Consider the following 19554-nt stretch of genomic DNA (forward strand, 5'->3'; position numbering starts at 1 on the left):
ATATAGGCGCTGGGCGGCGGCGTGGCGGCCATGCGGCGGCCAGGCAGGGCACGCCCTGCATCACTCAGGCGGCCTGTGCCTGCTGGTCAGGCGCCAGCGCTTCCACGCATTCGAGGAAGGCGCCCACCAGGCGCGTATGCCGCCGGCTTTCCAGGCAATACAGGTATTCGTGCAGGACTGGTGGACGCTGCGCGAACGGCACGATGCGCAGCGCCGGGTCGCGCGGCACCTCGCCCGCGGGCACGACGCGGGCGCCCAGGTTCTGGCGGATCGCTTCGTAGATGGCCTCGCGGCTGTCACGGCAGTGACAGGCAGGCAACGAATCCTGATGGCAGCATTCGGATTCTTGCAGGCATTGCAGACAAGGCCGGGGGTGAAGGCGCCGGCTGTGCTGCCGCTGCGGGTCAGCGGTGGAAGCCGGCTCCGGCCATCAGCAGGCGCAGCAGCCAGGCCGCCGCGCCCAGGGCGGCCACGCTGGCGGCCCAGATCAGCACCAGCCAGCCGACGCGCCGCAACCAAAGCGGCATCTTGCCGGGTTGCGTGGCCATCAGTGGTACCCCTCGCCGTGGCGCACCTTGCCGCGGAACACGTAGTAGGCCCACACCGTGTACATCAGGATGAACGGGATGATGAACAGCGCGCCCACCAGTGCAAAGCCCTGGCTCTGCGGCGGCGCGGCGGCATCCCAGATCGAGATGCCGGGCGGGATGATGTTGGGCCAGACGCTGATGGCCAGCCCCGTATAGCCCAGGAACACCAGGCCCAGCGCGTACAGGAACGGCGCCATGTCGGGCGATTGCCGCAGGGAGCGCATCAGCCCCAGCACGCACAGCACGACCAGAAGCGGCACCGGCGAGAACCACACCAGGTTCGGCAGGCGGAACCAGCGCTCGGCGATTTCCGGGTGCGTGAGCGGCGTCCACACGCTGATCGCCGCAATGACGGCCAGCAGCAGCCAGCCGAGCGTGCCGGTCAGCCGCACCATGCGCTGTTGCAGGCCGCCCTCGGTCTTCATGATCAGCCATGTGCTGCCGAGCACCGTGTAGGCCACCACAACGCCCACGCCGCAGAACAGCGGGAAGGGTGCCAGCCAGTCCAGCGGCCCGCCTGCAAAGCGGTGGCCTTCCATGCGGATGCCATCGATATACGCGCCCAGCGCCACGCCCTGGAAGAACGATGCCGTGAGCGAGCCGCCGATGAAGGCCGCATCCCATACCGGGCGCTCGCGGTCATTGGCCTTGAAGCGGAACTCGAACGCCACGCCGCGGAAGATCAGGCCCAGCAGCATCAGCATGAGCGGCAGGTAGAGCGCGCTCAGCACCACCGAGTAGGCGAGCGGGAACGCCGCCAGCAGCGCAGCACCGCCAAGCACCAGCCAGGTCTCGTTGCCGTCCCAGACGGGCGCTACCGTGTTCATCATCACGTCGCGGTCATGGCGGTCCGGCACGAACGGAAACAGCATGCCAATGCCGAGGTCGAAGCCGTCCATGACGACGTACATCATCACGCCGAAGAAGATGATGAGAATCCAGAGAAGGGAAAGGTCGATGCCCATGGTGTCAGCTCCTGCTGCGAGCGGGTTGGTTGGGCGCCATCACTTCATCGTCCTCAATGGCGGAAAGCGGGCGTGCGGGAGTATGGCCGCGGCCGGGGCCGCCCTGCGGTTCGTGCTTGCCCTCATCGATCACCGGGCCCTTGCGCACCAGCCGCAGCATGTACGCGATACCTACGCCGAACACGAAGAAGTAGGCCACGACGAACAGGCCCAGGGTCAGTGCGAGTTCGGGGACGTCGTGCGGCGTGACCGCGTCGGCGGTGCGCTGCAGCCCGTAGACTACCCAGGGCTGCCGCCCGATCTCGGTGGTGAACCAGCCGGCCAGCAGCGCGATCAGGCCGGTTGGCCCCATCCACAGCGCCAAGCGCAGGAAGAGGCGCGACTGGAACAACCGCTCGCCGCGCCTGAGCCACAGGCTCCACAGGCCCAGCAGGATCATCAGCACACCGAGCCCGACCATCACGCGGAACGACCAGAACAGGATGGCGGCATTGGGCCTGTCCTGCGGCGCAAATTCCTTCAGGCCTTTGATCTGGCCATCGAGGCTGTGTGTAAGGACAAGGCTGCCCAGGCGCGGAATGCCAATGGCGTAGCGTGTTTCCTCACGTTTCATGTCGGGCCAGCCGAACAGCAGCAGCGGAAAGCCCTGTTCGCCGTGGCTTTCCCAGTGCCCTTCCATGGCGGCGATCTTGGCCGGCTGGTGCTTCAGCGTGTTCAGCCCGTGCATGTCGCCGATCACGGCCTGGATTGGCGCGACGATCAGCAGCATCCACATGGCCATCGACAGCATCTTGCGGATGGCCGGGTTGTCGCGGCCGCGCAGCAGATGCCAGGCAGCCGATGCGCCGACGAACAGCGCAGTGGCCAGGAACGCGGCCACGCTCATATGCACCAGGCGGTAGGGGAACGACGGGTTGAAGATGACCTGGAACCAGTCCGTCGGCACGACGCGGCCGTTAAGGATCTCGTAGCCCTGCGGTGTCTGCATCCAGCTATTGGAGGCCAGGATCCACGTCGCGGAGATCAGCGTGCCCAGTGCCACCATGACCGTGGCGAAGAAATGCAGCCCGGGTCCGACGCGGTTCCAGCCGAACAGCATGACGCCAAGGAAGCCCGCCTCCAGAAAGAAGGCCGTCAGCACCTCATAGGTCAGCAGCGGGCCGGTGATGCTGCCCGCGAACTCGGAGAAGAAGCTCCAGTTCGTGCCGAACTGGTACGCCATGACCAGGCCCGACACCACGCCCATGCCGAAATTGACCGCGAAGATCTTCGACCAGAAGTGGTACAGGTCCCGGTAGACCGGTTGCTGCGTGCGCAGCCAGCAGCCTTCGAGCACCGCCAGGTACGCAGCCAGCCCGATGGTGATGGCGGGAAAAAGTATGTGGAAGGAAACAGTGAAGCCGAATTGGATACGGGCGAGTTCTAGCGCGGTGAAGCCAAACATGTCTTGTTCTCCGTGGCGCTGGCCCTTCGCACGCCGTTGACGGCGCCGCCATGCCGGGGGGCATGACAGGCTTGCCGGCAGGCGCGCCAGGGGCGCGGGCCGTTGGCGCGTGCGGTAAGCGTAGTGTACGCGGCACGCGCCGCCATGTGCCGGCAAAGGCGGAAGATGCTGCGGCGGCATATCGTCGCAGTGGGCAGGGCTGGTTTCGGGCCTTTGCCGCACGGTTTGATGCTAATGGCGGACCGTGGTGAAGAACAGAATCAGAAAGAGAGCAAAAGGCCGTATCAGATCGCGGATGAACCTGCACTATCCCCTGACGCTTGATCGAAGCGTGGCAGAATCGTCCAGAAGATCCTTCCGACGACACCACCAAAGGCGGTCCCGGAGCGCCTGCCGGATTGGAACGAAACGCTTTTCTTCAGGAGCGGTCGCATCAGCATCCGGGCAGTGCGGAAAGTGATCGCAAGATCAACGGATCATGCCTGCTTGGCATTCAGATGCCTGACGAGCCTGCCCAGGGTGGTTGCCTGAATCAGCAGGCTGAACACCACGACCAGGTAGGTCACGCCAATCAGCATCTCGCGGCCATGGAATTCCGGCAGCGATAGCGCCAGCGCCAATGAGATGCCTCCGCGCAGGCCACCCCAGGTCAGGATCGTGGCGGAATGCGGATTGAGCCGGCGGAAGTTCTGCAAGGCTAGCAGGGGCATGGCCACGCTGATGCCTCGCGCTGCCAGGACAACGGGAATCGCGGCCAGCCCGAGCCACACGATATGCCGCTGCAGCGACAAGGCGATGACCTCCAGGCCGATCAGGCCGAACAGCACCAAGTTGAGCAGCTCGTCGAGCAAGCCCCAAAAATTGAACAGGTGTTCACGGGTCTTTTCCGACATGCTGATTGTGCCGTGGTTGCCAATGACCAGGCCCATGATGACGACCGAAAGCGGCGCGGATACGTGTACGATCTCGGCCAGGCTATAGCCGCCGGTTGCCAGCGCCAGCGTGATCAGGATCTCGACCGGGTAACTGTCGATGCTGCGTAACAGCAGCGTGGCCCCATAGCCAAGCGCGGCGCCGAGTATCAGGGCGCCGAGCACTTCCCGTCCCAGCGCGAGCACCACATGCGAGGCCGAGAATTCGGTGGCGCCCGTGGCAAGTCCAAGAAGGGTCAGGAAAGCGACCACTGCAGTCCCGTCGTTGAACAGCGACTCGCCTGCGATCTTGGTTTCGAGGCTCTCCGGCGCGCCAGCGTTCTTGAGAACGCTTAGCACCGCGATCGGGTCGGTGGGCGAAATGAGCGCACCAAATACCAGGCACCACAGCAGGCTGATGGGGTGGCCCAGCCACTGCGCCACATAGTAGAAGCCGCCCCCTACGGCAGCAGTGGATATCACCACCCCCACCGTGGCCAGCAAGACGACGGCCATGCGTTGACGCTGCATGCGCGAGAGGTCGACGTGAAGCGCGCTGGCAAATAACAGGAGGCTCAGCAAGCCATGGAAGACCACGTCGGCAAAGTCGATCTGAGCCACCAGCTTGCGGGCTTGGGTAACCAACCCTGGGTGGTAGAAGCCCAGGATGGACAAGCCCAGGCAGGTCACCAGGCCCACGGCTGTGATACCGAGGGTGTCGGGAAGCTTGATGAAGCGATAGTTGATGACCCCGAAAATGGCCACGAGGGTAAAGAGAGTCCCGATCCCTTGAAATATGGTCATGCGGTGGTGTTCTTCTCCGGCTTCGGCAGCGCTTGCCGTACAGAATGAGCGCTTTGACACGCTGAGCGTGAACGTTGTACCGCGGTCAGCCCCGACGTCATTTGGCGTGGTGATGGTGCCGCTGCCGTTGGGGCCGACAAACTGATCAGTACGCCGGACAACGGGCCGCAGGGTGGTGGTCCCTGCGATGCTGGTCGGCCGCTGCCTGGCGCGCGCGTACGGGGCTGCCTGCCCGGCCATGACCCGGCCGGGCAGGGTCATGGCCGCCAGGCTCAGGCGATGTGGTGGACCCAGCCGAAGGTGTCCGGCTCCTTACCGCGCTGGATGCCGGTCAGCAGCGTGCGGAGGCGGCGCGTGACTTCGCCTTCGCCGCCGTTGCCGATCGTGAATTCGCCGCCGGCATGGCGCACGTTGCCGATGGCAGTCACCACGGCGGCAGTGCCGCAGGCGAACGTTTCCTTGACGCGGCCGCTCGCGGCATCCGCCTGCCATGCGTCGAACGCGTACGGGGTTTCCGATACCTTGATGCCTTCGCGGCGGGCCAGTTCGATGATGGAAGCGCGCGTGATGCCCGGCAGGATCGTGCCCGACAGCGGCGGCGTCAGCAGCGAACCGTCGTCCATGACGAAGAACACGTTCATACCGCCGAGTTCCTCGATCCAGCGGTGTTCCGCGGCGTCAAGGAAGACCACCTGGTCGCAGCCTTTCTGCGATGCCTCGGTCTGCGCGATCAGGCTGGCCGCATAGTTGCCGCCGCACTTCGCCGCGCCGGTGCCGCCGGGCGCCGCGCGCGTGTACTGGTCCGACACCCACACCGTGACCGCCGACTTGCCGCCCTTGAAGTACGGACCGACCGGGCAGGCAATCACGCAGAATACATACTCGGCGGCGGCGCGCACGCCCAGGAAGTTCTCCGTGGCAAACATGAACGGGCGCAGGTACAGGCTGCCGTCGCCGCCCGGGATCCAGTCGCGGTCGATATCGACGAGGGCCTCGACGGCGCGGAGGAAGTCGGCTTCCGGCAGGTCGGCCATCGACATGCGGGCGGCCGAGGCGCGGAAGCGCTTGGCGTTCTCCTGGGGGCGGAACAGCGAGATCTTGCCGTCGGCGCCGCGGTACGCCTTCATGCCTTCAAAGATTTCCTGCGCATAGTGCAGGACGGCACAGGCCGGATCGATCTGGAACGGGCGGCGCGCTTCGACCTTGGCGTCATGCCAGCCGCGGCCTTCGGTCCAGCGGATCGTGACCATGTGGTCGGTGAATACGCGTCCGAAGGCGGGGTCGACCAGCGCGGCCGTGATCTTGTCGGCCGGCGTGGGGTTGGGGTGACGTTCCACGGTGAACTGCAATTGGTTGTCAGCGCTCATGTTTCTGTGTCTCTTCGTCTTCGGATAGGGATTCCAGATTTCCGATGCAATGCATGCAAGGTAGTCCCGGGATGCAGTGTGGAAAGTGGCGAAATATACGCCTGTCTCCATCCCGCCCCGGCTAGACATGAAGTGTAACTCCATGGTGCGGTGCAGCATCAGGCGATTGGGGCCGATTGCAGGTGCAAAGGCCCTCGGCAGCGGCGTCGGCGCCCAGAGGCTGGCACGCCAGCCCGGCCGACGCACTTCATCCCAGGCGCATCGGGACACCAGGACGACGGATCACACGGCAGTCTTCTGCTGTCGTGCCGTGACCGCCTCGGCAAGCATGTCCAGCATGGCGACCGAATCTTCCCATCCGATACAGGCGTCGGTAATGCTCTGCCCGTATGTCAGCTCCGCCGGGCTGTGCTGGCCCGGCGTGAATTTCTGCGCACCGGCAAGCAGGTGGCTCTCGACCATCACGCCAAAGACCGACCGGCTGCCGCCGCTGAGTTGTTGCGCCACGTCGCGAGCAACGTCGATCTGGCGCAGGTGCTGCTTGCTGCTGTTGGCGTGGCTGCAATCCACCATCAGCCGCCGGCCAAGTCCGGCCGCTTCGAGTTCCTTGCAGGCGGCGGCCACGGAATCGGCATCATAGTTCGGGGTCTTCCCGCCACGCAGAATGACGTGGCAGTCCGGATTGCCCCTCGTGTGTACCGTCGCGACCTGTCCGTTCTTGTGCACGCCAAGGAAGTGGTGCGGACGCGAAGCGGCCTGGATGGCGTCGATGGCGATCTTGATATTGCCGTCGGTGCCATTCTTGAAGCCGATCGGCGCCGAAGTGCCCGACGCCAGTTCCCGGTGCACCTGGCTTTCCGTGGTGCGGGCGCCGATGGCGCCCCAACTGATCAGGTCACCGATGTACTGGGGCGAGATGACGTCCAGGAACTCCCCGGCCGCCGGCAGCCCGAGGCGATTGATGTCGACCAGCAGATGGCGTGCCATCCGCAGCCCCTCATCGATACGGTAGCTTTCGTCGAGGTACGGGTCGTTGATCAGGCCCTTCCAGCCCACGGTGGTGCGGGGCTTTTCAAAATACACGCGCATCACGATTTCGAGCGTCGCGGCGTGGCGCACACGCTGCGCCATCAGCCGCTGCGCGTAGTCGAGCGCGGCGTGCGGGTCATGGATGGAGCACGGTCCGATGATGACGAGCAAGCGGTCGTCCTGGCCGTGCAGGATGCGGGAAATGCGCTGCCGCGTCGTCGTCACCAGCGATTCGACCGGCGTACCGCTGATGGGGAAGAAGCGGATCAGGTGTTCGGGCGGAGGCAGCGGGATGATGTCGTCGACGCGGGCGTCGTCGGATACGCTGGTGCGGTCCGAGGACCTTGGCCAGCCTTCGCCCATGCTGTAGGTGGAGGACTGCGGGTCGTGCATGGTTTGCTCTTGATCTGGATGAACTGGGGCAAACCGGTATGGTAGCCCCTTATGCCTGGCGGCCGATAGCCGTAAGCTGGACGGCCACCAAAGGGGCAAGTGCAGCAGACCTGTGGGCAGTTCCGTGGTCGCTGAGGCGCCGCTGGCGTCAGCCTCCGCTGCAGCCGCAGCCACCGCCTCCACCGCCGCAGGCGCCGCCAGCTGCTTGCTCGGCCTTGAAAGGACGGACGACGAAGTCAATCACCACGGCCTCGGGGTCACGCTGGACGTAGTGGATCTGAACCTGTTCGCGATAGCGCTCGCGCAGTTGCGCCAGCAGCGGCTGCGGGTCATGGTCATTGACGAAGCGCATCGATTCCCCGTCACCCAGGGATTCCAGCGCGCCGAAGATGGCGGCATGGCGGAAGCGCTTCGAAATGCCCCTGGCGTCGAACAGGAAGGGGGTATGGGTCGTGTTCATCGACATTCCTTGCTGATTGGCTATGGCGTAGCAGCTTACCGGGGCGGTGCAGACGGCATTTGACGTAGGACAACGAAATTACAACACGCTGCAACGCGGTTGCCTGAAGCTGGCGAAACGCCGCCAGCGTTCGCCGCAGGCTGTTCATGCGGCAGGCGTGCCAAGCACTTCCTCCACGAACAGCAAGCGGTCATTGCCCCAGAACAGCTCGCCATCGACGATGAAGCTCGGCGCGCCGAAAATGCCGCGCGCCACAGCTTCCTCGGTGGCGCTCTTGAGGGCTTGCTTGACACCGGCGTCATCGACCATGGCCAGCGCCGCCTGCGGGTCGAAGCCTGCGCGCACCAGCACGGCGCCGATTTCCCCCGGGTCGTTGAGGTTCCTGCCTTGCTCCCACATGGCGCTGAACATGGCATCCAGATAGCGGTGGAACGCCGCCTCGTCCTGGCGCTGGAAGCCGATGGCGCCGCGCATCAGCATCAGGGTGTTGACCGGGAAATATGGGTTCTGCATAAACGGCACGCCGTAGCGCCGCGCCCAGCGCTGGGTGTCCGTACGCGACCAGCTGCCCTTGGCGGGCACCTCCGCAGGGCTGTGGTTGCCCGTTGCCTTGAACACGCCGCCGAGCAGGATGGGGCGCCAGACGATGGTCGCGCCGGTGCGTTGCGCCACGCGCGGCAGTTCCTTGTAGGCAAGGTAGGAATAGGGGCTGCCGAAGTCGAAGAAGAATTCCACCTGCTTGGTCACGGTGTGTCTCCTTGGTGTTCTGTCGTGGGGTTTCGTGAGGGATGGGGCGCGCTTACCAGCGCTCGATCCAGGGGCGGATGTCGAGTTCGTGCGTCCACGCATCGCGCGGCTGCCGGTGCAGCATCCAGTAGGTGTCGGCGATATGGTCAGGGTTGACGATGCCGTCCTGTGCCTTGGCCGCGTAGCGTTCGGGGAAATTCTCGCGGATCCATTCGGTGTCGATGGCGGCGTCGATGACCAGGTGCGCGACGTGGATATTCTTCGGCCCGAGTTCGCGCGCCATGCTTTGCGCCAGTGCGCGCAGCGCATGCTTGGCACCGGCAAAGGCGGCCATGTTCTCGCGTCCGCGCAGGCTGGCGGTGGCGCCGGTGAAGAAGATCGAGCCGCGCTGGCGCGGCAGCATCACGCGTGCGGCTTCGCGGCCCATCAGGAAACCGCCGAAGCAGGCCATCTCCCAGACCTTGTAGTACACGCGGGATGTGGTCTCGACGATCGGGAACTGCACGTTGGCGCCGATATTGAATACCGCGACTTCCAGCGGTGCAACGTCGCGCTCGATGCGGGAGATCAGCTCGACGGTTTCGTCTTCCTTGCGCGCATCGCTGCCGAAGGCGTGGGCTTCGCCGCCCTCCGCACGAATCTGTTCTACCAGCGGCGCCAGCTTTTCCGCGCTGCGCCGCGTGACACAGGCGATATAACCCTCGCGCGCAAAGCGCCGCGCAATGGCGCCGCCCGTGGCGTCGCCTGCGCCGACCACGAGGATGGCTTTCTTCTCCGGCATGGCTGTCTCCGTGCTGTCGTGTCGGGTTGTGATCGTAGCAGCGTTGGAGAAATCGCGTTGGCAGATACTTCAGCGCGCCTTCAGCTCGGCGGATGCGCGCCGGAGGTAGTCGACCATCTGCACGGCGCTGCTGGTCAACGGCCGTTCGCGCAAGGTCATGACGCCTACCGGCGGCAGTTCGACGGGCACATCCATGGCGAGGATCCGCAGGCGGCCTTCGGCCTCCAGCGCCCGAGCTGCGGAACGGGCCATGAAGCCCGCGGCGTCGCGTTCGGTGGCAAAGGTGGCCAGCGCCAGGTACGACGACGATTCGATCACGTCCTGCGGCGGGTGCAAACCGTGCTGGTAGAAGGCCTGTTCGATCTTGACCCGCAGCGAGGCCCATGGCGGCGGCAGCACGCATGGCATTTCCGACAGGTCGTGCCAGCCGGGGCTGGCCTTGCGCGCGAGGCGGTGCCCGCGCCGGACCACGACCACCATGGGATCGTCGTATAAGGGGTCGGCCAGCAGGTCGGGTGCAGCGTAGCCGGGTTCCAGCCGGCCGACGATCAGGTCCAGTTCGCTCAGGCGCAGCTTGGGCAGCAGGTGGGTCAGGTCGCCTTCCTCGACCAGCACGGTGGCGCGCGGCGAACGGTCCTTGAGCAGGCCGACCGCGCGCGCGAGCAATGCCGGCAGCACCGCGCCCATCGAGCCGATGCGGATGCGCCCGGACGCGCCGCTTTCCACCGCTGCAATTTCGTCGCGTGTCTGCTCGTATTGCGCCAGCACCGAGCGCGCGAAGCGCACCAGCGATTCTCCGGCCGCAGTGGGTTCGGTGCCCCGCGTGGAGCGTGTGAACAGCGTCAGGCCCAGCATCTTCTCGACTTCGGTCAGCACGCGCGAGACGGCGGGCTGGCTGACGGACAGGAACTCGGCCGTGCGGCCGAGGTGCCGGAATTCATCCAGCGCCACCAGCAGTTGCAGGTGACGCAGCTTGATGTTGGAGCGCAACGCGCGGTCGATACTGGCCATGCGCGGAGTCTACATAATGATGGTGTTATGAAGCAATATCAGTTTGTGATTGGATTGTTATGTTTGACGGACACACAATACTGACACAGCCAGGACGGCCTGTCCGTCTCATAACAACGGAGACACTCCACATGACTCAAGGACTCCCCTTCAATCCGAAGCGTCGCAAGTTGCTCATCGGCGGCGCAGCGGCCGCTGCCGCGGGTACTGCCGGCATCGTTCTGCCTGGTGTGGGCCGCGCTGCGGCGGAGTACCCCGAGCGTCCCATCACGTTCATCTGCCCGTGGCCGGTGGGCGGAACCGCCGACCAGTCGATGCGCGCCCTGTGCCAGGTGGCGTCCGGCATCCTGAAGCAATCGATCGTGGTCGAGAACCGTGCCGGCGCGTCCGGCATGATCGGCACCAGGGCGCTGGCGCGGGCTAATCCTGACGGCTACACGATCGGCCAGATTCCGATCTCGGTCACCCGCTTTTCGCAGCTCGGCATGCTGCAACTGGACCCGCGTACCGAGCTGACCTACCTGGCACGTACCTCCGGCCAGACCTTCGGCATTGCCGTACCCGTCAATTCGCGCTTCAAGACACTGCAGGATGTGGTGGCCGCGGCCAAGGCCAGCCCGGGCCGGATCACGTACGGCCATGCGGGCGTCGGCGGCGCCACGCATGTCGGCATGGAGCAGTTCGCGTTGGCCGCGGGTGTGAAGTTCAACGCCATCGCCTACAAGGGCGGCGCCGCTGCCCTGCAGGATGTGCTGGCCGGACAGGTGGACCTGCTGGCTGATTCGAGTTCGTGGGCCCCGCATGTCGAAGCCGGCAAGCTGCGCCTGCTGTCGACATGGGGCGAGCAGCGCGCCACACGCTTCAAGGACACGCCTACATTGAAGGAGCTTGGCTACAACGTGGTGGTCGAAGCGCCCAACGGTATCGGCGCGCCCAAGGGGCTGCCCGCGGCCGTGGAAAAGAAGCTGCGCGACGCCTTCCGTGCCGCGGTGGCGAGCAGCGAGTTCCACCAGGTAGCGGCGCGGCTTGACGCGCCCGTGATGTACCTCGACGGCCCCGACTACAAGAAGTATGTGGCGACGGTCTACGACCAGGAAACCCAGCTGATCCAGAAGCTGAGGCTCAAGGAATTGCTCCAGCAAGGTTGATTGCGAAGTGAAAACGAACCCCGTCATCCGGCTGCATGCGAACGACAATATCCTGATCGCCAGGAGCGACCTGGCGCTCGGGCTGCAGTTGTCCGACCCGGCGCTACGCGTGCGCGCGCAGGTCTCGGCCGGCCACAAGATTGCTGCCTGCGCCATTGCCGGAGGTACGCCGGTACGCAAGTACGACACCGTGATCGGCATCGCGGCGCGCGATATCGCCCCCGGCGAGCACGTGCATTCGCACAACCTGAAGCTGGTGGACTTCTATCGCGATCCGGCCTTCTGCCAGGACGTGCGCGCGGTCGACTACGTCCCGGACGCGGAGCGGGCGACGTTCATGGGCTTTGTACGTCCGGATGGCCGCGTCGGCACGCGCAACTTCATCGGCATCCTGTCGTCGGTGAACTGCTCGTCGACGGTGATCCGGCAGATTGCCGCGCATTTCACGCCGGAACGGCTGGCCGCCTATCCGAACATCGACGGTGTGGTGGCCTTCGCGCAGACCAGCGGCTGCGGCATGTCGTCGCCAAGCGAGCACTTCGACGTGCTGCGCCGTACGCTGGCCGGCTATGCGCGTCATCCGAACCTGGCGGGCGTGCTGATCGTGGGCCTGGGCTGCGAGCGCAACCAGGTGGCCGGGCTGGTCGAATCGCAAGGACTGGAACCGGGCGCTGCCATGCAGACGCTGGTCATGCAGGACACCGGCGGCACGCGCGAGACCATCCAGGCAGGCATCCGTGCCGTGGAATCGATGCTGCCGGACGCGAACCGGGTGGTCCGCCAGCGTGTGTCTGCCAGCCATCTGAAGATCGGGCTCGAGTGCGGCGGCTCGGACGGGTTTTCCGGCATCAGCGCGAACCCTGCGCTGGGCGCGGCCATGGATATCCTGGTGCGCCATGGGGGCACCGCGATCCTGTCGGAAACCCCGGAGATCCACGGCGTGGAATTCATGCTGACGCGCCGAGCGGTCACGCCGGAAGTCGGCCAGAAGCTGCTCGACCGCCTTGCCTGGTGGGAACGCTACACCGCCGGCCACAACGCGCAGTTCAACGGCGTGGTCGGCCATGGCAACCAGCAGGGTGGTCTCGCGAACATCTTCGAGAAGTCGCTGGGGTCGGCCATGAAGGGGGGCACCACGCCGCTGCAGGCGGTGTATGAATATGCCGAGCCGATCGACAAGGCGGGCTTCGTTTTCATGGACTCGCCGGGCTATGACCCCGTGGCGGTCACCGGCCAGATTGCCAGCGGCGCCAACCTGATCTGCTTCACGACGGGCCGTGGTTCGATGTTCGGTTCCAAGCCGGCACCGACCATCAAGCTCGCGTCGAATTCCCCCATGTACGCTCGCCTGCAGGACGATATGGATATCAACTGCGGGCTCGTGGTGGATGGTGTGCTGACGATCGAGCAGATGGGGCAGCGCATCTTCGAACACATCCTGCAGGCCGCGTCTGGCCAGCCGACCAAGAGCGAACTGCTGGGCCTGGGCGACAACGAATTCGTGCCCTGGCACCTGGGCATCGTCAGCTGACCGCTGTATCCGCACTCTTTATGCACGTCTTATGTCCCTGACTCTTGCCAATGCCGCGCTGTTGCGCAGCCAGAATTTCATCAACCAGCAATGGTGCAGTGCCGGCCAAGGCCGCCGCTTCGCCGTCACCAATCCGGCCACGGGCGAAGTGTTTGCCCATGTGCCAGACAGCGACGATGACGACGCAGGGCGCGCAGCGGACGCTGCCGCCGAAGCGTTTCCCGCCTGGAGTGCCCGGCCGGCGCGCGAGCGTGCGCAACTGATCAAGCGCTGGCATGCACGGATCCTCGCGAACCAGGAAGACCTGGCGCGGATCATCTCGGCCGAGCAGGGCAAGCCGCTGACCGAAGCGCGCGGGGAGGTACTGTACGGCGCCTCCTATGTCGAGTGGTTTGCCGAAGAGGCCACGCGCATCTGCGGCGACATCGTGGCGGAGGCGGTGCCCGGCCGCAAGCTGCTGGTGCTGAAGGAGCCGGTGGGCGTGGTGGCGGCCATCACGCCGTGGAATTTCCCGCTCGCAATGATTGCCCGCAAGATCGCACCCGCGCTGGCTGCTGGCTGCACGGTGGTGGCCAAGCCCGCCGAGGACACGCCGCTGACCGCGCTCGCGCTGGTCTGGCTGGCGGAACAGGCGGGCCTGCCGGCGGGTGTGCTCAATATCGTCACGGCGTCGCGCGGAAGCACGCCGAACGTGGTCGATGCCTGGCTGGCTGACAGCCGTGTACGCAAGATCACGTTCACCGGCTCTACGCCGGTCGGCAAGCACCTTGCGCGGGAATCCGCCGGCACGCTCAAGAAGCTGTCGCTGGAGCTGGGCGGCAATGCGCCGTTCATCGTGTTCGAGGATGCGGACCTGGACGCAGCGGTCGATGGCCTGATGGCGGCCAAGTTCCGCAACGGCGGACAGACCTGCGTGTGCCCGAACCGGGTCTACGTGCATGAGGCTGTCCATGACGACTTTGTCCAGCGGCTGGCGCGCCGCGTAGGCCTGCTGCATGTGGGCCCCGCCACGGACGAGAACGCACAGATCGGGCCGATGATCAATGCGCGCGCCGTCGACAAGATTGAGCGGCACGTCGAGGACGCCGTTGCCAAGGGCGCCCGCGTGGTGACAGGCGGACGGCGTGTGCGCACGGCAGACGGCCCACACTACTACGCGCCAACCGTGCTGATCGACGCATCGCCTTCCATGGCGCTGTCCTGCGAGGAAACGTTCGGGCCGGTGGCGCCGGTTTTCCGCTTCCGCGACGAAGCCGAGGTGATCCGTGATGCAAATGACACGCCGTTCGGGCTGGCCGCGTATTTCTATTCGAACGACGTGCGCCGCATCTGGCGCGTGGCGCAGGCGCTGGAAACCGGCATGGTAGGTATCAATGAAGGCGCTATCGCCGCAGAGGTGGCGCCATTCGGCGGCGTCAAGGAATCCGGCTACGGGCGAGAGGGTTCCCGCCACGGACTGGACGACTACCTGCATACCAAGTACCTTTGCCAGGGCCAGCTCGGCTGAGCGGCAACTTCGAGTCCCCCCGGATACCAAACACCATGCCAGCACACAACCCGTTCAAGGCCGCCCTGGCGGCCCGCCAGGCGCAGATCGGCCTCTGGCTCTCGATGGCAACCCCCTACCTGGCCGAAGTGTCGGCCACTGCCGGCTTCGACTGGCTGCTGATTGACGGCGAGCACTCGCCGAACGACGTGCGCACGACCCTGCAGGCGCTGCAGGCTGTGGCACCTTATCTGTCGCAGCCCGTAGTGCGCGCGGTGGCGGGCGAAGTCGCGCTGATCAAGCAGCTGCTCGATATCGGCGCGAAGAACCTGCTGGTGCCGATGGTTGACACCGCGGAGCAGGCACGCACGCTGGTGAGCGCCACGCGCTACCCGCCGCAGGGCATCCGCGGCGTGGGCAGCGCGGCGGCGCGTGCTTCGCTGTGGAGCGGCCGCGCCGACTACCTCGACGTGGCGAATGACGAGGTCTGCCTGCTGGTCCAGGCGGAAACCGTCACGGCGCTGAAGAACCTGGAGGCGATCTGCGCGGTGGATGGCGTCCACGGCGTGTTCATCGGCCCGGCGGACCTGGCCGCGTCGATGGGCCATCGCGGCAAGCCGGGGCATCCGGACGTGCAGGCGGCCATCGAAGGCGCGATGCGGACCATTGTCGCCAGCGGCAAGGCAGCCGGCACGCTGACCTCCGACCCGGCGCTGGCGCGCCGCTACCTGGAGCTTGGCTGCACGTTCGTGGCCACCGGCGTCGACGTGACAATGTACGCCAAGGCGGCGCGGCGCCTGGCAGCCGAATTCAAGCCGCAACTGGCCGGCAACCCAGGCGGCGCACCTTCCGCCGCGTACTGAACAGAACCCCGAATTCCCGATCGCAACATGCAATCCGAAGCCCGAGCCCCGAATCCGGAAGCTACCCTGCGCGCGATGCAGGCCATTGTCGGCAACCACGCCTGCCTGAGCGGCGACGCCGACATGCAGCCCTTTGTCACCGACTACCGCGGCATCTACCAAGGCAAGGCGCAGGTGGTGGTGCTGCCATCTTCGACGGAGGAGGTCAGCCAGGTCATGCAGTGGTGCTACGCCAATCACGTGCCGGTGGTGCCGCAAGGCGGCAATACGTCGCTGATGGGCGGTGCGGTGCCCGACGGCACGGGCGCGGCCGTGGTCATCAACCTGCGCCGCATGAACCGTGTACTGGCCATCGATACGGTCAACGACACCATGACCGTGCAGGCCGGCGTCACGCTGAGTGCGGCACGCAGTGCGGCGGAAGGAGAGCAACGCCTGTTCCCGCTGCGCATCGGCTCAGAGGGCTCGTGCCAGATCGGCGGCAACCTGTCCACCAACGCCGGCGGCACCGCGGTACTGCGCTATGGCAACATGCGCGACCTGGAGCTGGGCATCGAGGCTGTGCTGCCGGACGGGCGCATCTACTCGTCCCTGCGCGGACTGCGCAAGGACAATACCGGCTATGACCTGAAGCACCTGTTCATCGGCGCCGAGGGCACGCTGGGCATCATCACCGGCGCGGTGCTCAAGCTGATGCCGCAGCCGCGCAGCACGGCAGTGGCGTTCGTCGCGGTGCAGAGTCCTTCCGCGGCGGTGCAACTGCTCGGCGAAGCCAAGCGCCTGTCGGGGCAGGCCGTGACCGCATTCGAGCTGATCTCGCGCCCGGCGCTGGAACTGGTGCTCGAGTACCTGGGCAATGTCCCATCGCCGCTGCCCGAGATGCACGAATGGATGGTGCTGATCGAGCTGACGTCGGGCACCGATGCGGATAGCCTCAATGCCACGCTGATGGAGATCCTGGAGTCCGGCTTCGGGCAGGGGCTGGTGCTGGATGCCGCAGTGGCCGCCAGCCTGTCCGATGCGCAGAACTTCTGGCGCATCCGGGAGGAGATCTCCGACGCGCAGACCCGTACAGGCGGCAGCATCAAGTGCGACGTCTCGGTGCCGCTGTCGCGCATCGCTGCCTTCGTCGAAGACGCTTCGGCGCAGGTGCTTGCGCTGGAGCCGGCTGCCCGCATGGTCATCTACGGGCATATGGGCGACGGCAACGTTCACTTCAATCCATTGCGCCCCAAGGACCAGCCAGCGAAAGAATTCCTCGCGCAGTGGTATGCGCGCATTTCTGGCCTGGTGGATGCAATGGCACATGCCGAGAACGGTTCGATATCGGCTGAACACGGCATCGGCGTGGTCAAGCGCGATGACCTTGCACAGTTCAAGTCCCCAGTGGAGATCGAACTGATGTGGCAGGTGAAGCAGGCGCTGGACCCGCGCAACCTGCTCAATCCGGGCAAGGTCCTGCCGACGCAGGGCGGTGGCGCCCCAATCGGCGCGTGACACAACTGACCCAACTCGGCTAAGGTGTCTGCTGGACAAGACCCGGGGCTGGCCGCATCGGCGGGCATCCGGGCGGACAGCCCTACACTGACAAGGCCGAGAAAGCATGAGCCAGCAAGCCCCCACCACGCAGTCTCCTCTCGAAAAACCCACTCTCGACTATCCCTGCGGCGACGCGCCCGCGCCTGGCCAGGCGCATGAGGTTGCGCCCGGCGTGCGTTGGCTGCGCATGCCGATGCCGCTGGGCCTGAACCACATCAATCTCTGGGCCATCCGCGACGGTGCGGGCTGGGCGGCCGTGGATTCCGGGCTGCAGACGCCCGAAACCGCGGCAGCCTGGCGCACGCTGTTCGCCGAAGGCGGCGCGCTGGCCGGCGGCGGCCTGACGCGGCTGTTCGTCACCCACATGCATCCGGACCACGTCGGCATGGCCGGCTGGCTGACGCGCAAGTTCGGCTGCCGGCTCTGGATGACATCGACGGAATACCTGATGTGCCGCGTACTGGCCGCCGATACCGGCCGGGCCGCGCCGCAGGAAGGTGTGGATTTCTACCGGCAGGCCGGCTGGACCGAGGACGACATCGAAGTCTACCGGGCGCGGTTCGGGGGCTTCGGCAAGTACGTGCATGCGCTGCCGGAGAGCTTTCAGCGCCTGACGGATGGCGATGTATTGCACATCGGCGAGCACGAGTGGCGCGTGATCGTCGGCACGGGGCATTCGCCCGAGCATGCCTGCCTGTACTGCCCGGCGCTCAAGGTACTGATTTCCGGCGACCAGGTACTGCCGCGCATCTCCTCCAACGTCTCGGTATTCCCGACCGAACCGGAAGCCGACCCCATGGGCGACTGGCTCGCCTCGCTCGACAAGGTCCGGCGCGAGGTGCCGGACGATGTACTCGTGCTGCCGGCCCACAACGAGCCATTCCGCGGCCTGCACGCCCGGCTCGACTACCTGTCGCGCAGCCAGCACCAGGCCCTGGACCGCCTGCGCGATGCACTGGCGGAGCCGCGGCGCGCCGTCGATGTGTTCACGCAGCTGTTTTCCCGGCCCATCGATAGTCCCGGCCTGCTTGGCATGGCAACCGGAGAGAGCGTCGCGCACCTGAACTACCTGATGCACAGGGGCGAGGCAATCCGCGAAACGGGGCCGGACGGGTTCTACTGGTACCGCATGAAATAGCACCCGCATCTGCTCGCATCCGTGCTTCGAGCTACTGGAAGCGCGGCGCGGCAGCAGTGCACGAAACGCTCGAAGACTGCTCGGGGCAGCGATGCCCTAATATGGCGGCAGCATAACCCGCAAGGAGGCTGCCGTGCCGGACACCATTACAGGCTGGACGAGGTTTCAAGCTGCCGCGGCGGCGGGCGTTGCCATGACACTGGCCGCCTGCGCACCGGACTCGGTCCGGAATATCGAGGCCAAGGGTTTCAACGCCTATCTGGATTCGCTGAAGACGGCCTGTCCCAATATGATCGTCGGCACCAACAACATCAGTGAATGGCTGCGCAGCAGCGCCAGCACCGGGGACGATGACTACGTCTACTGGCTGGATCAGACGTCTCGCCTTTACTACAGGCGGATCAGCCCGGCGCAATACCGTACCTCGGTCGGCGCAGCGCTGGGTGGCGGCAAGGCGGACACGCGTGCGCTGGACTGCATCATTCAGCACTTGCCGGCGGATCGGCCGAGCAGTCCGGTGGGTGGAAAATTGTTATGAAAACAAGCATTGGGGAATCCTAAAATGACCATTTGACATGGTCATTTTTGAGTGTCAGGATGGTGTGTACCCCCTCTGCACAGGACTTACGATGCCAGGCAATCAGGTATCCAAAACCGAATTCAAGGCTAAGGCGCTCGAATATTTCAGGCAGGTGGAGGCCTCCGGCGAGCACCTGATCGTGACGGACCACGGCCGGCCCACGCTGGAAGTCCGGCCTTTTCGGAGCCTTGACCGTGACCCGCTCCAGGTCCTGGCTGGCACGGTCGTCCGCTATGAAGACCCCACAGAGCCCATTGACGTGGAATGGGGGGCTGGCCAGTGATCGTACTGGACACGCATGCCCTGGTCTGGTGGGCGAGTGGAAGCGACGAACTGAGTGCTACAGCGAAAGCTGCTATCGAACGCGAATCCAGAGAAGGGCAGATTGTGGTTTCAGCCATCTCGGCATGGGAAATTGCCATGCTGGTGGAGCGGGAAAAGCTGGTGCTGTCGATGGACGTCGGGAGTTGGCTTGACACCGTCGCACAAATAGAAGCAGTGACCTTCTACCCCGTTGATGTCGATGTGTCGATCAAATCGGTCCATCTGCCTGGTGAATTCCACAAGGATCCGGCGGACCGCATGATCGTCGCTACAGCGCGCAAGCTCGCTGTTCCGCTGGTCAGCAAGGACGAGAGGATACGGGCCTACAAACACGTCAGGACTATCTGGTAGCGCAAGCGGCAACACCATCCGCCCGTTGTGCAATCCTCCCATCCCCGCTAACATGAGTCCCCGGCAGCCGAGACAGCGGTTGCCGACGTCGC

The 19554-nt window shown here is 65.4% G+C and carries 18 protein-coding genes and 2 pseudogenes; 9 read left to right on the forward strand and 11 right to left on the reverse strand.

Features of this window, described 5'->3' with window-relative positions; genetic code table 11:
- Positions 1-64: 64 nt before the first annotated feature.
- From LDO29_RS22515 to LDO29_RS22565, 11 genes and pseudogenes are all read right to left on the reverse strand, one after another.
- Positions 65-298, reverse strand: a pseudogene (locus LDO29_RS22515) (LysR substrate-binding domain-containing protein); the annotation flags it as partial.
- Between the two features lie 106 nt (positions 299-404).
- Complete coding sequence (locus tag LDO29_RS22520; RefSeq protein WP_224081953.1) at positions 405-548, reverse strand: DUF2474 family protein; 144 nt, start codon at positions 546-548, stop codon at positions 405-407.
- On the reverse strand, positions 548-1555 hold the full coding sequence (gene cydB / locus LDO29_RS22525) for a cytochrome d ubiquinol oxidase subunit II (protein ID WP_224081954.1): 1008 nt from the start codon (positions 1553-1555) through the stop codon (positions 548-550). The genes LDO29_RS22520 and cydB overlap by 1 nt, the downstream gene beginning before the upstream one ends.
- 4 nt (positions 1556-1559) lie before the next feature.
- Positions 1560-2999, reverse strand: a complete 1440-nt coding sequence (locus LDO29_RS22530) for a cytochrome ubiquinol oxidase subunit I (RefSeq protein ID WP_224081955.1) — start codon at positions 2997-2999, stop codon at positions 1560-1562.
- Between the two features lie 476 nt (positions 3000-3475).
- The gene (locus tag LDO29_RS22535; RefSeq protein WP_224081956.1) at positions 3476-4714 is read right to left on the reverse strand and encodes a cation:proton antiporter; all 1239 of its coding nucleotides are present in this window, start codon (positions 4712-4714) and stop codon (positions 3476-3478) included.
- Between the two features lie 272 nt (positions 4715-4986).
- Positions 4987-6081: a branched-chain amino acid aminotransferase gene (locus tag LDO29_RS22540; protein ID WP_224081957.1), complete on the reverse strand. Its 1095-nt coding sequence runs from the start codon at positions 6079-6081 to the stop codon at positions 4987-4989.
- Positions 6082-6363: 282 nt separating this feature from the next.
- A complete protein-coding gene (locus LDO29_RS22545; RefSeq protein ID WP_290369615.1) occupies positions 6364-7503 on the reverse strand; it encodes a 3-deoxy-7-phosphoheptulonate synthase in 1140 nt (379 codons plus the stop codon).
- Between the two features lie 223 nt (positions 7504-7726).
- A pseudogene (locus LDO29_RS22550) lies at positions 7727-7969 on the reverse strand (DUF2249 domain-containing protein); the annotation flags it as partial.
- A gap of 138 nt (positions 7970-8107) precedes the next feature.
- Positions 8108-8710, reverse strand: coding sequence for a 2-hydroxychromene-2-carboxylate isomerase (locus LDO29_RS22555; protein WP_224081959.1), 603 nt, complete (start codon positions 8708-8710; stop codon positions 8108-8110).
- Between the two features lie 52 nt (positions 8711-8762).
- Positions 8763-9491, reverse strand: a complete 729-nt coding sequence (locus LDO29_RS22560) for an SDR family oxidoreductase (protein WP_224081960.1) — start codon at positions 9489-9491, stop codon at positions 8763-8765.
- Between the two features lie 69 nt (positions 9492-9560).
- Entirely contained in the window at positions 9561-10502 is a 942-nt protein-coding gene (locus LDO29_RS22565; RefSeq protein WP_224081961.1) for a LysR substrate-binding domain-containing protein, read from the reverse strand.
- A 131-nt stretch (positions 10503-10633) separates the two neighbouring features.
- Between LDO29_RS22565 and LDO29_RS22570 the strand changes: the two genes are divergently transcribed.
- The 9 genes from LDO29_RS22570 to LDO29_RS22610 all read left to right on the forward strand — a co-directional run bounded on the left by LDO29_RS22570 (position 10634) and on the right by LDO29_RS22610 (position 19462).
- Positions 10634-11650 carry a tripartite tricarboxylate transporter substrate binding protein gene (locus tag LDO29_RS22570; RefSeq protein ID WP_224081962.1) on the forward strand — a complete coding sequence of 339 codons (1017 nt, stop codon included), beginning with the start codon at positions 10634-10636 and terminating at the stop codon, positions 11648-11650.
- Positions 11651-11657: 7 nt separating this feature from the next.
- Complete coding sequence (locus LDO29_RS22575; RefSeq protein WP_224081963.1) at positions 11658-13181, forward strand: UxaA family hydrolase; 1524 nt, start codon at positions 11658-11660, stop codon at positions 13179-13181.
- A gap of 31 nt (positions 13182-13212) precedes the next feature.
- A complete protein-coding gene (locus tag LDO29_RS22580; protein WP_224081964.1) occupies positions 13213-14688 on the forward strand; it encodes an NAD-dependent succinate-semialdehyde dehydrogenase in 1476 nt (491 codons plus the stop codon).
- A 35-nt stretch (positions 14689-14723) separates the two neighbouring features.
- Positions 14724-15530 carry a 4-hydroxy-2-oxoheptanedioate aldolase gene (hpaI, locus tag LDO29_RS22585; protein WP_224081965.1) on the forward strand — a complete coding sequence of 269 codons (807 nt, stop codon included), beginning with the start codon at positions 14724-14726 and terminating at the stop codon, positions 15528-15530.
- A 75-nt stretch (positions 15531-15605) separates the two neighbouring features.
- Positions 15606-17027 carry an FAD-binding oxidoreductase gene (locus LDO29_RS22590; protein WP_224081992.1) on the forward strand — a complete coding sequence of 474 codons (1422 nt, stop codon included), beginning with the start codon at positions 15606-15608 and terminating at the stop codon, positions 17025-17027.
- Between the two features lie 106 nt (positions 17028-17133).
- Positions 17134-18207: an MBL fold metallo-hydrolase gene (locus LDO29_RS22595; RefSeq protein ID WP_224081966.1), complete on the forward strand. Its 1074-nt coding sequence runs from the start codon at positions 17134-17136 to the stop codon at positions 18205-18207.
- A 193-nt stretch (positions 18208-18400) separates the two neighbouring features.
- Complete coding sequence (locus tag LDO29_RS22600) at positions 18401-18745, forward strand: hypothetical protein (protein WP_224081993.1); 345 nt, start codon at positions 18401-18403, stop codon at positions 18743-18745.
- Between the two features lie 91 nt (positions 18746-18836).
- Positions 18837-19070 carry a type II toxin-antitoxin system Phd/YefM family antitoxin gene (locus LDO29_RS22605; RefSeq protein WP_224081967.1) on the forward strand — a complete coding sequence of 78 codons (234 nt, stop codon included), beginning with the start codon at positions 18837-18839 and terminating at the stop codon, positions 19068-19070.
- Positions 19067-19462, forward strand: a complete 396-nt coding sequence (locus LDO29_RS22610) for a type II toxin-antitoxin system VapC family toxin (RefSeq protein ID WP_224081968.1) — start codon at positions 19067-19069, stop codon at positions 19460-19462. Before LDO29_RS22605 ends, LDO29_RS22610 begins: the two co-directional genes overlap by 4 nt.
- Positions 19463-19554 lie beyond the last annotated feature (92 nt).

The sequence above is a fragment of the Cupriavidus laharis genome (assembly GCF_914271435.1).
Classification (GTDB): Bacteria; Pseudomonadota; Gammaproteobacteria; order Burkholderiales; family Burkholderiaceae; genus Cupriavidus; species Cupriavidus laharis.

Coding starts and splice junctions, on each gene's coding strand:
- LDO29_RS22590 (WP_224081992.1), top strand. CDS start 15,606: ATGCAGGCCATTGTCGGCAACCACGCCTGCCTGAGCGGCGACGCCGAC.
- LDO29_RS22600 (WP_224081993.1), top strand. CDS start 18,401: ATGACACTGGCCGCCTGCGCACCGGACTCGGTCCGGAATATCGAGGCC.
- LDO29_RS22595 (WP_224081966.1), top strand. CDS start 17,134: ATGAGCCAGCAAGCCCCCACCACGCAGTCTCCTCTCGAAAAACCCACT.
- LDO29_RS22545 (WP_290369615.1), bottom strand. CDS start 7,503: ATGCACGACCCGCAGTCCTCCACCTACAGCATGGGCGAAGGCTGGCCA.
- LDO29_RS22535 (WP_224081956.1), bottom strand. CDS start 4,714: ATGACCATATTTCAAGGGATCGGGACTCTCTTTACCCTCGTGGCCATT.
- LDO29_RS22605 (WP_224081967.1), top strand. CDS start 18,837: ATGCCAGGCAATCAGGTATCCAAAACCGAATTCAAGGCTAAGGCGCTC.
- LDO29_RS22560 (WP_224081960.1), bottom strand. CDS start 9,491: ATGCCGGAGAAGAAAGCCATCCTCGTGGTCGGCGCAGGCGACGCCACG.
- cydB (WP_224081954.1), bottom strand. CDS start 1,555: ATGGGCATCGACCTTTCCCTTCTCTGGATTCTCATCATCTTCTTCGGC.
- LDO29_RS22530 (WP_224081955.1), bottom strand. CDS start 2,999: ATGTTTGGCTTCACCGCGCTAGAACTCGCCCGTATCCAATTCGGCTTC.
- LDO29_RS22565 (WP_224081961.1), bottom strand. CDS start 10,502: ATGGCCAGTATCGACCGCGCGTTGCGCTCCAACATCAAGCTGCGTCAC.
- LDO29_RS22580 (WP_224081964.1), top strand. CDS start 13,213: ATGTCCCTGACTCTTGCCAATGCCGCGCTGTTGCGCAGCCAGAATTTC.
- LDO29_RS22540 (WP_224081957.1), bottom strand. CDS start 6,081: ATGAGCGCTGACAACCAATTGCAGTTCACCGTGGAACGTCACCCCAAC.
- LDO29_RS22570 (WP_224081962.1), top strand. CDS start 10,634: ATGACTCAAGGACTCCCCTTCAATCCGAAGCGTCGCAAGTTGCTCATC.
- hpaI (WP_224081965.1), top strand. CDS start 14,724: ATGCCAGCACACAACCCGTTCAAGGCCGCCCTGGCGGCCCGCCAGGCG.
- LDO29_RS22520 (WP_224081953.1), bottom strand. CDS start 548: ATGGCCACGCAACCCGGCAAGATGCCGCTTTGGTTGCGGCGCGTCGGC.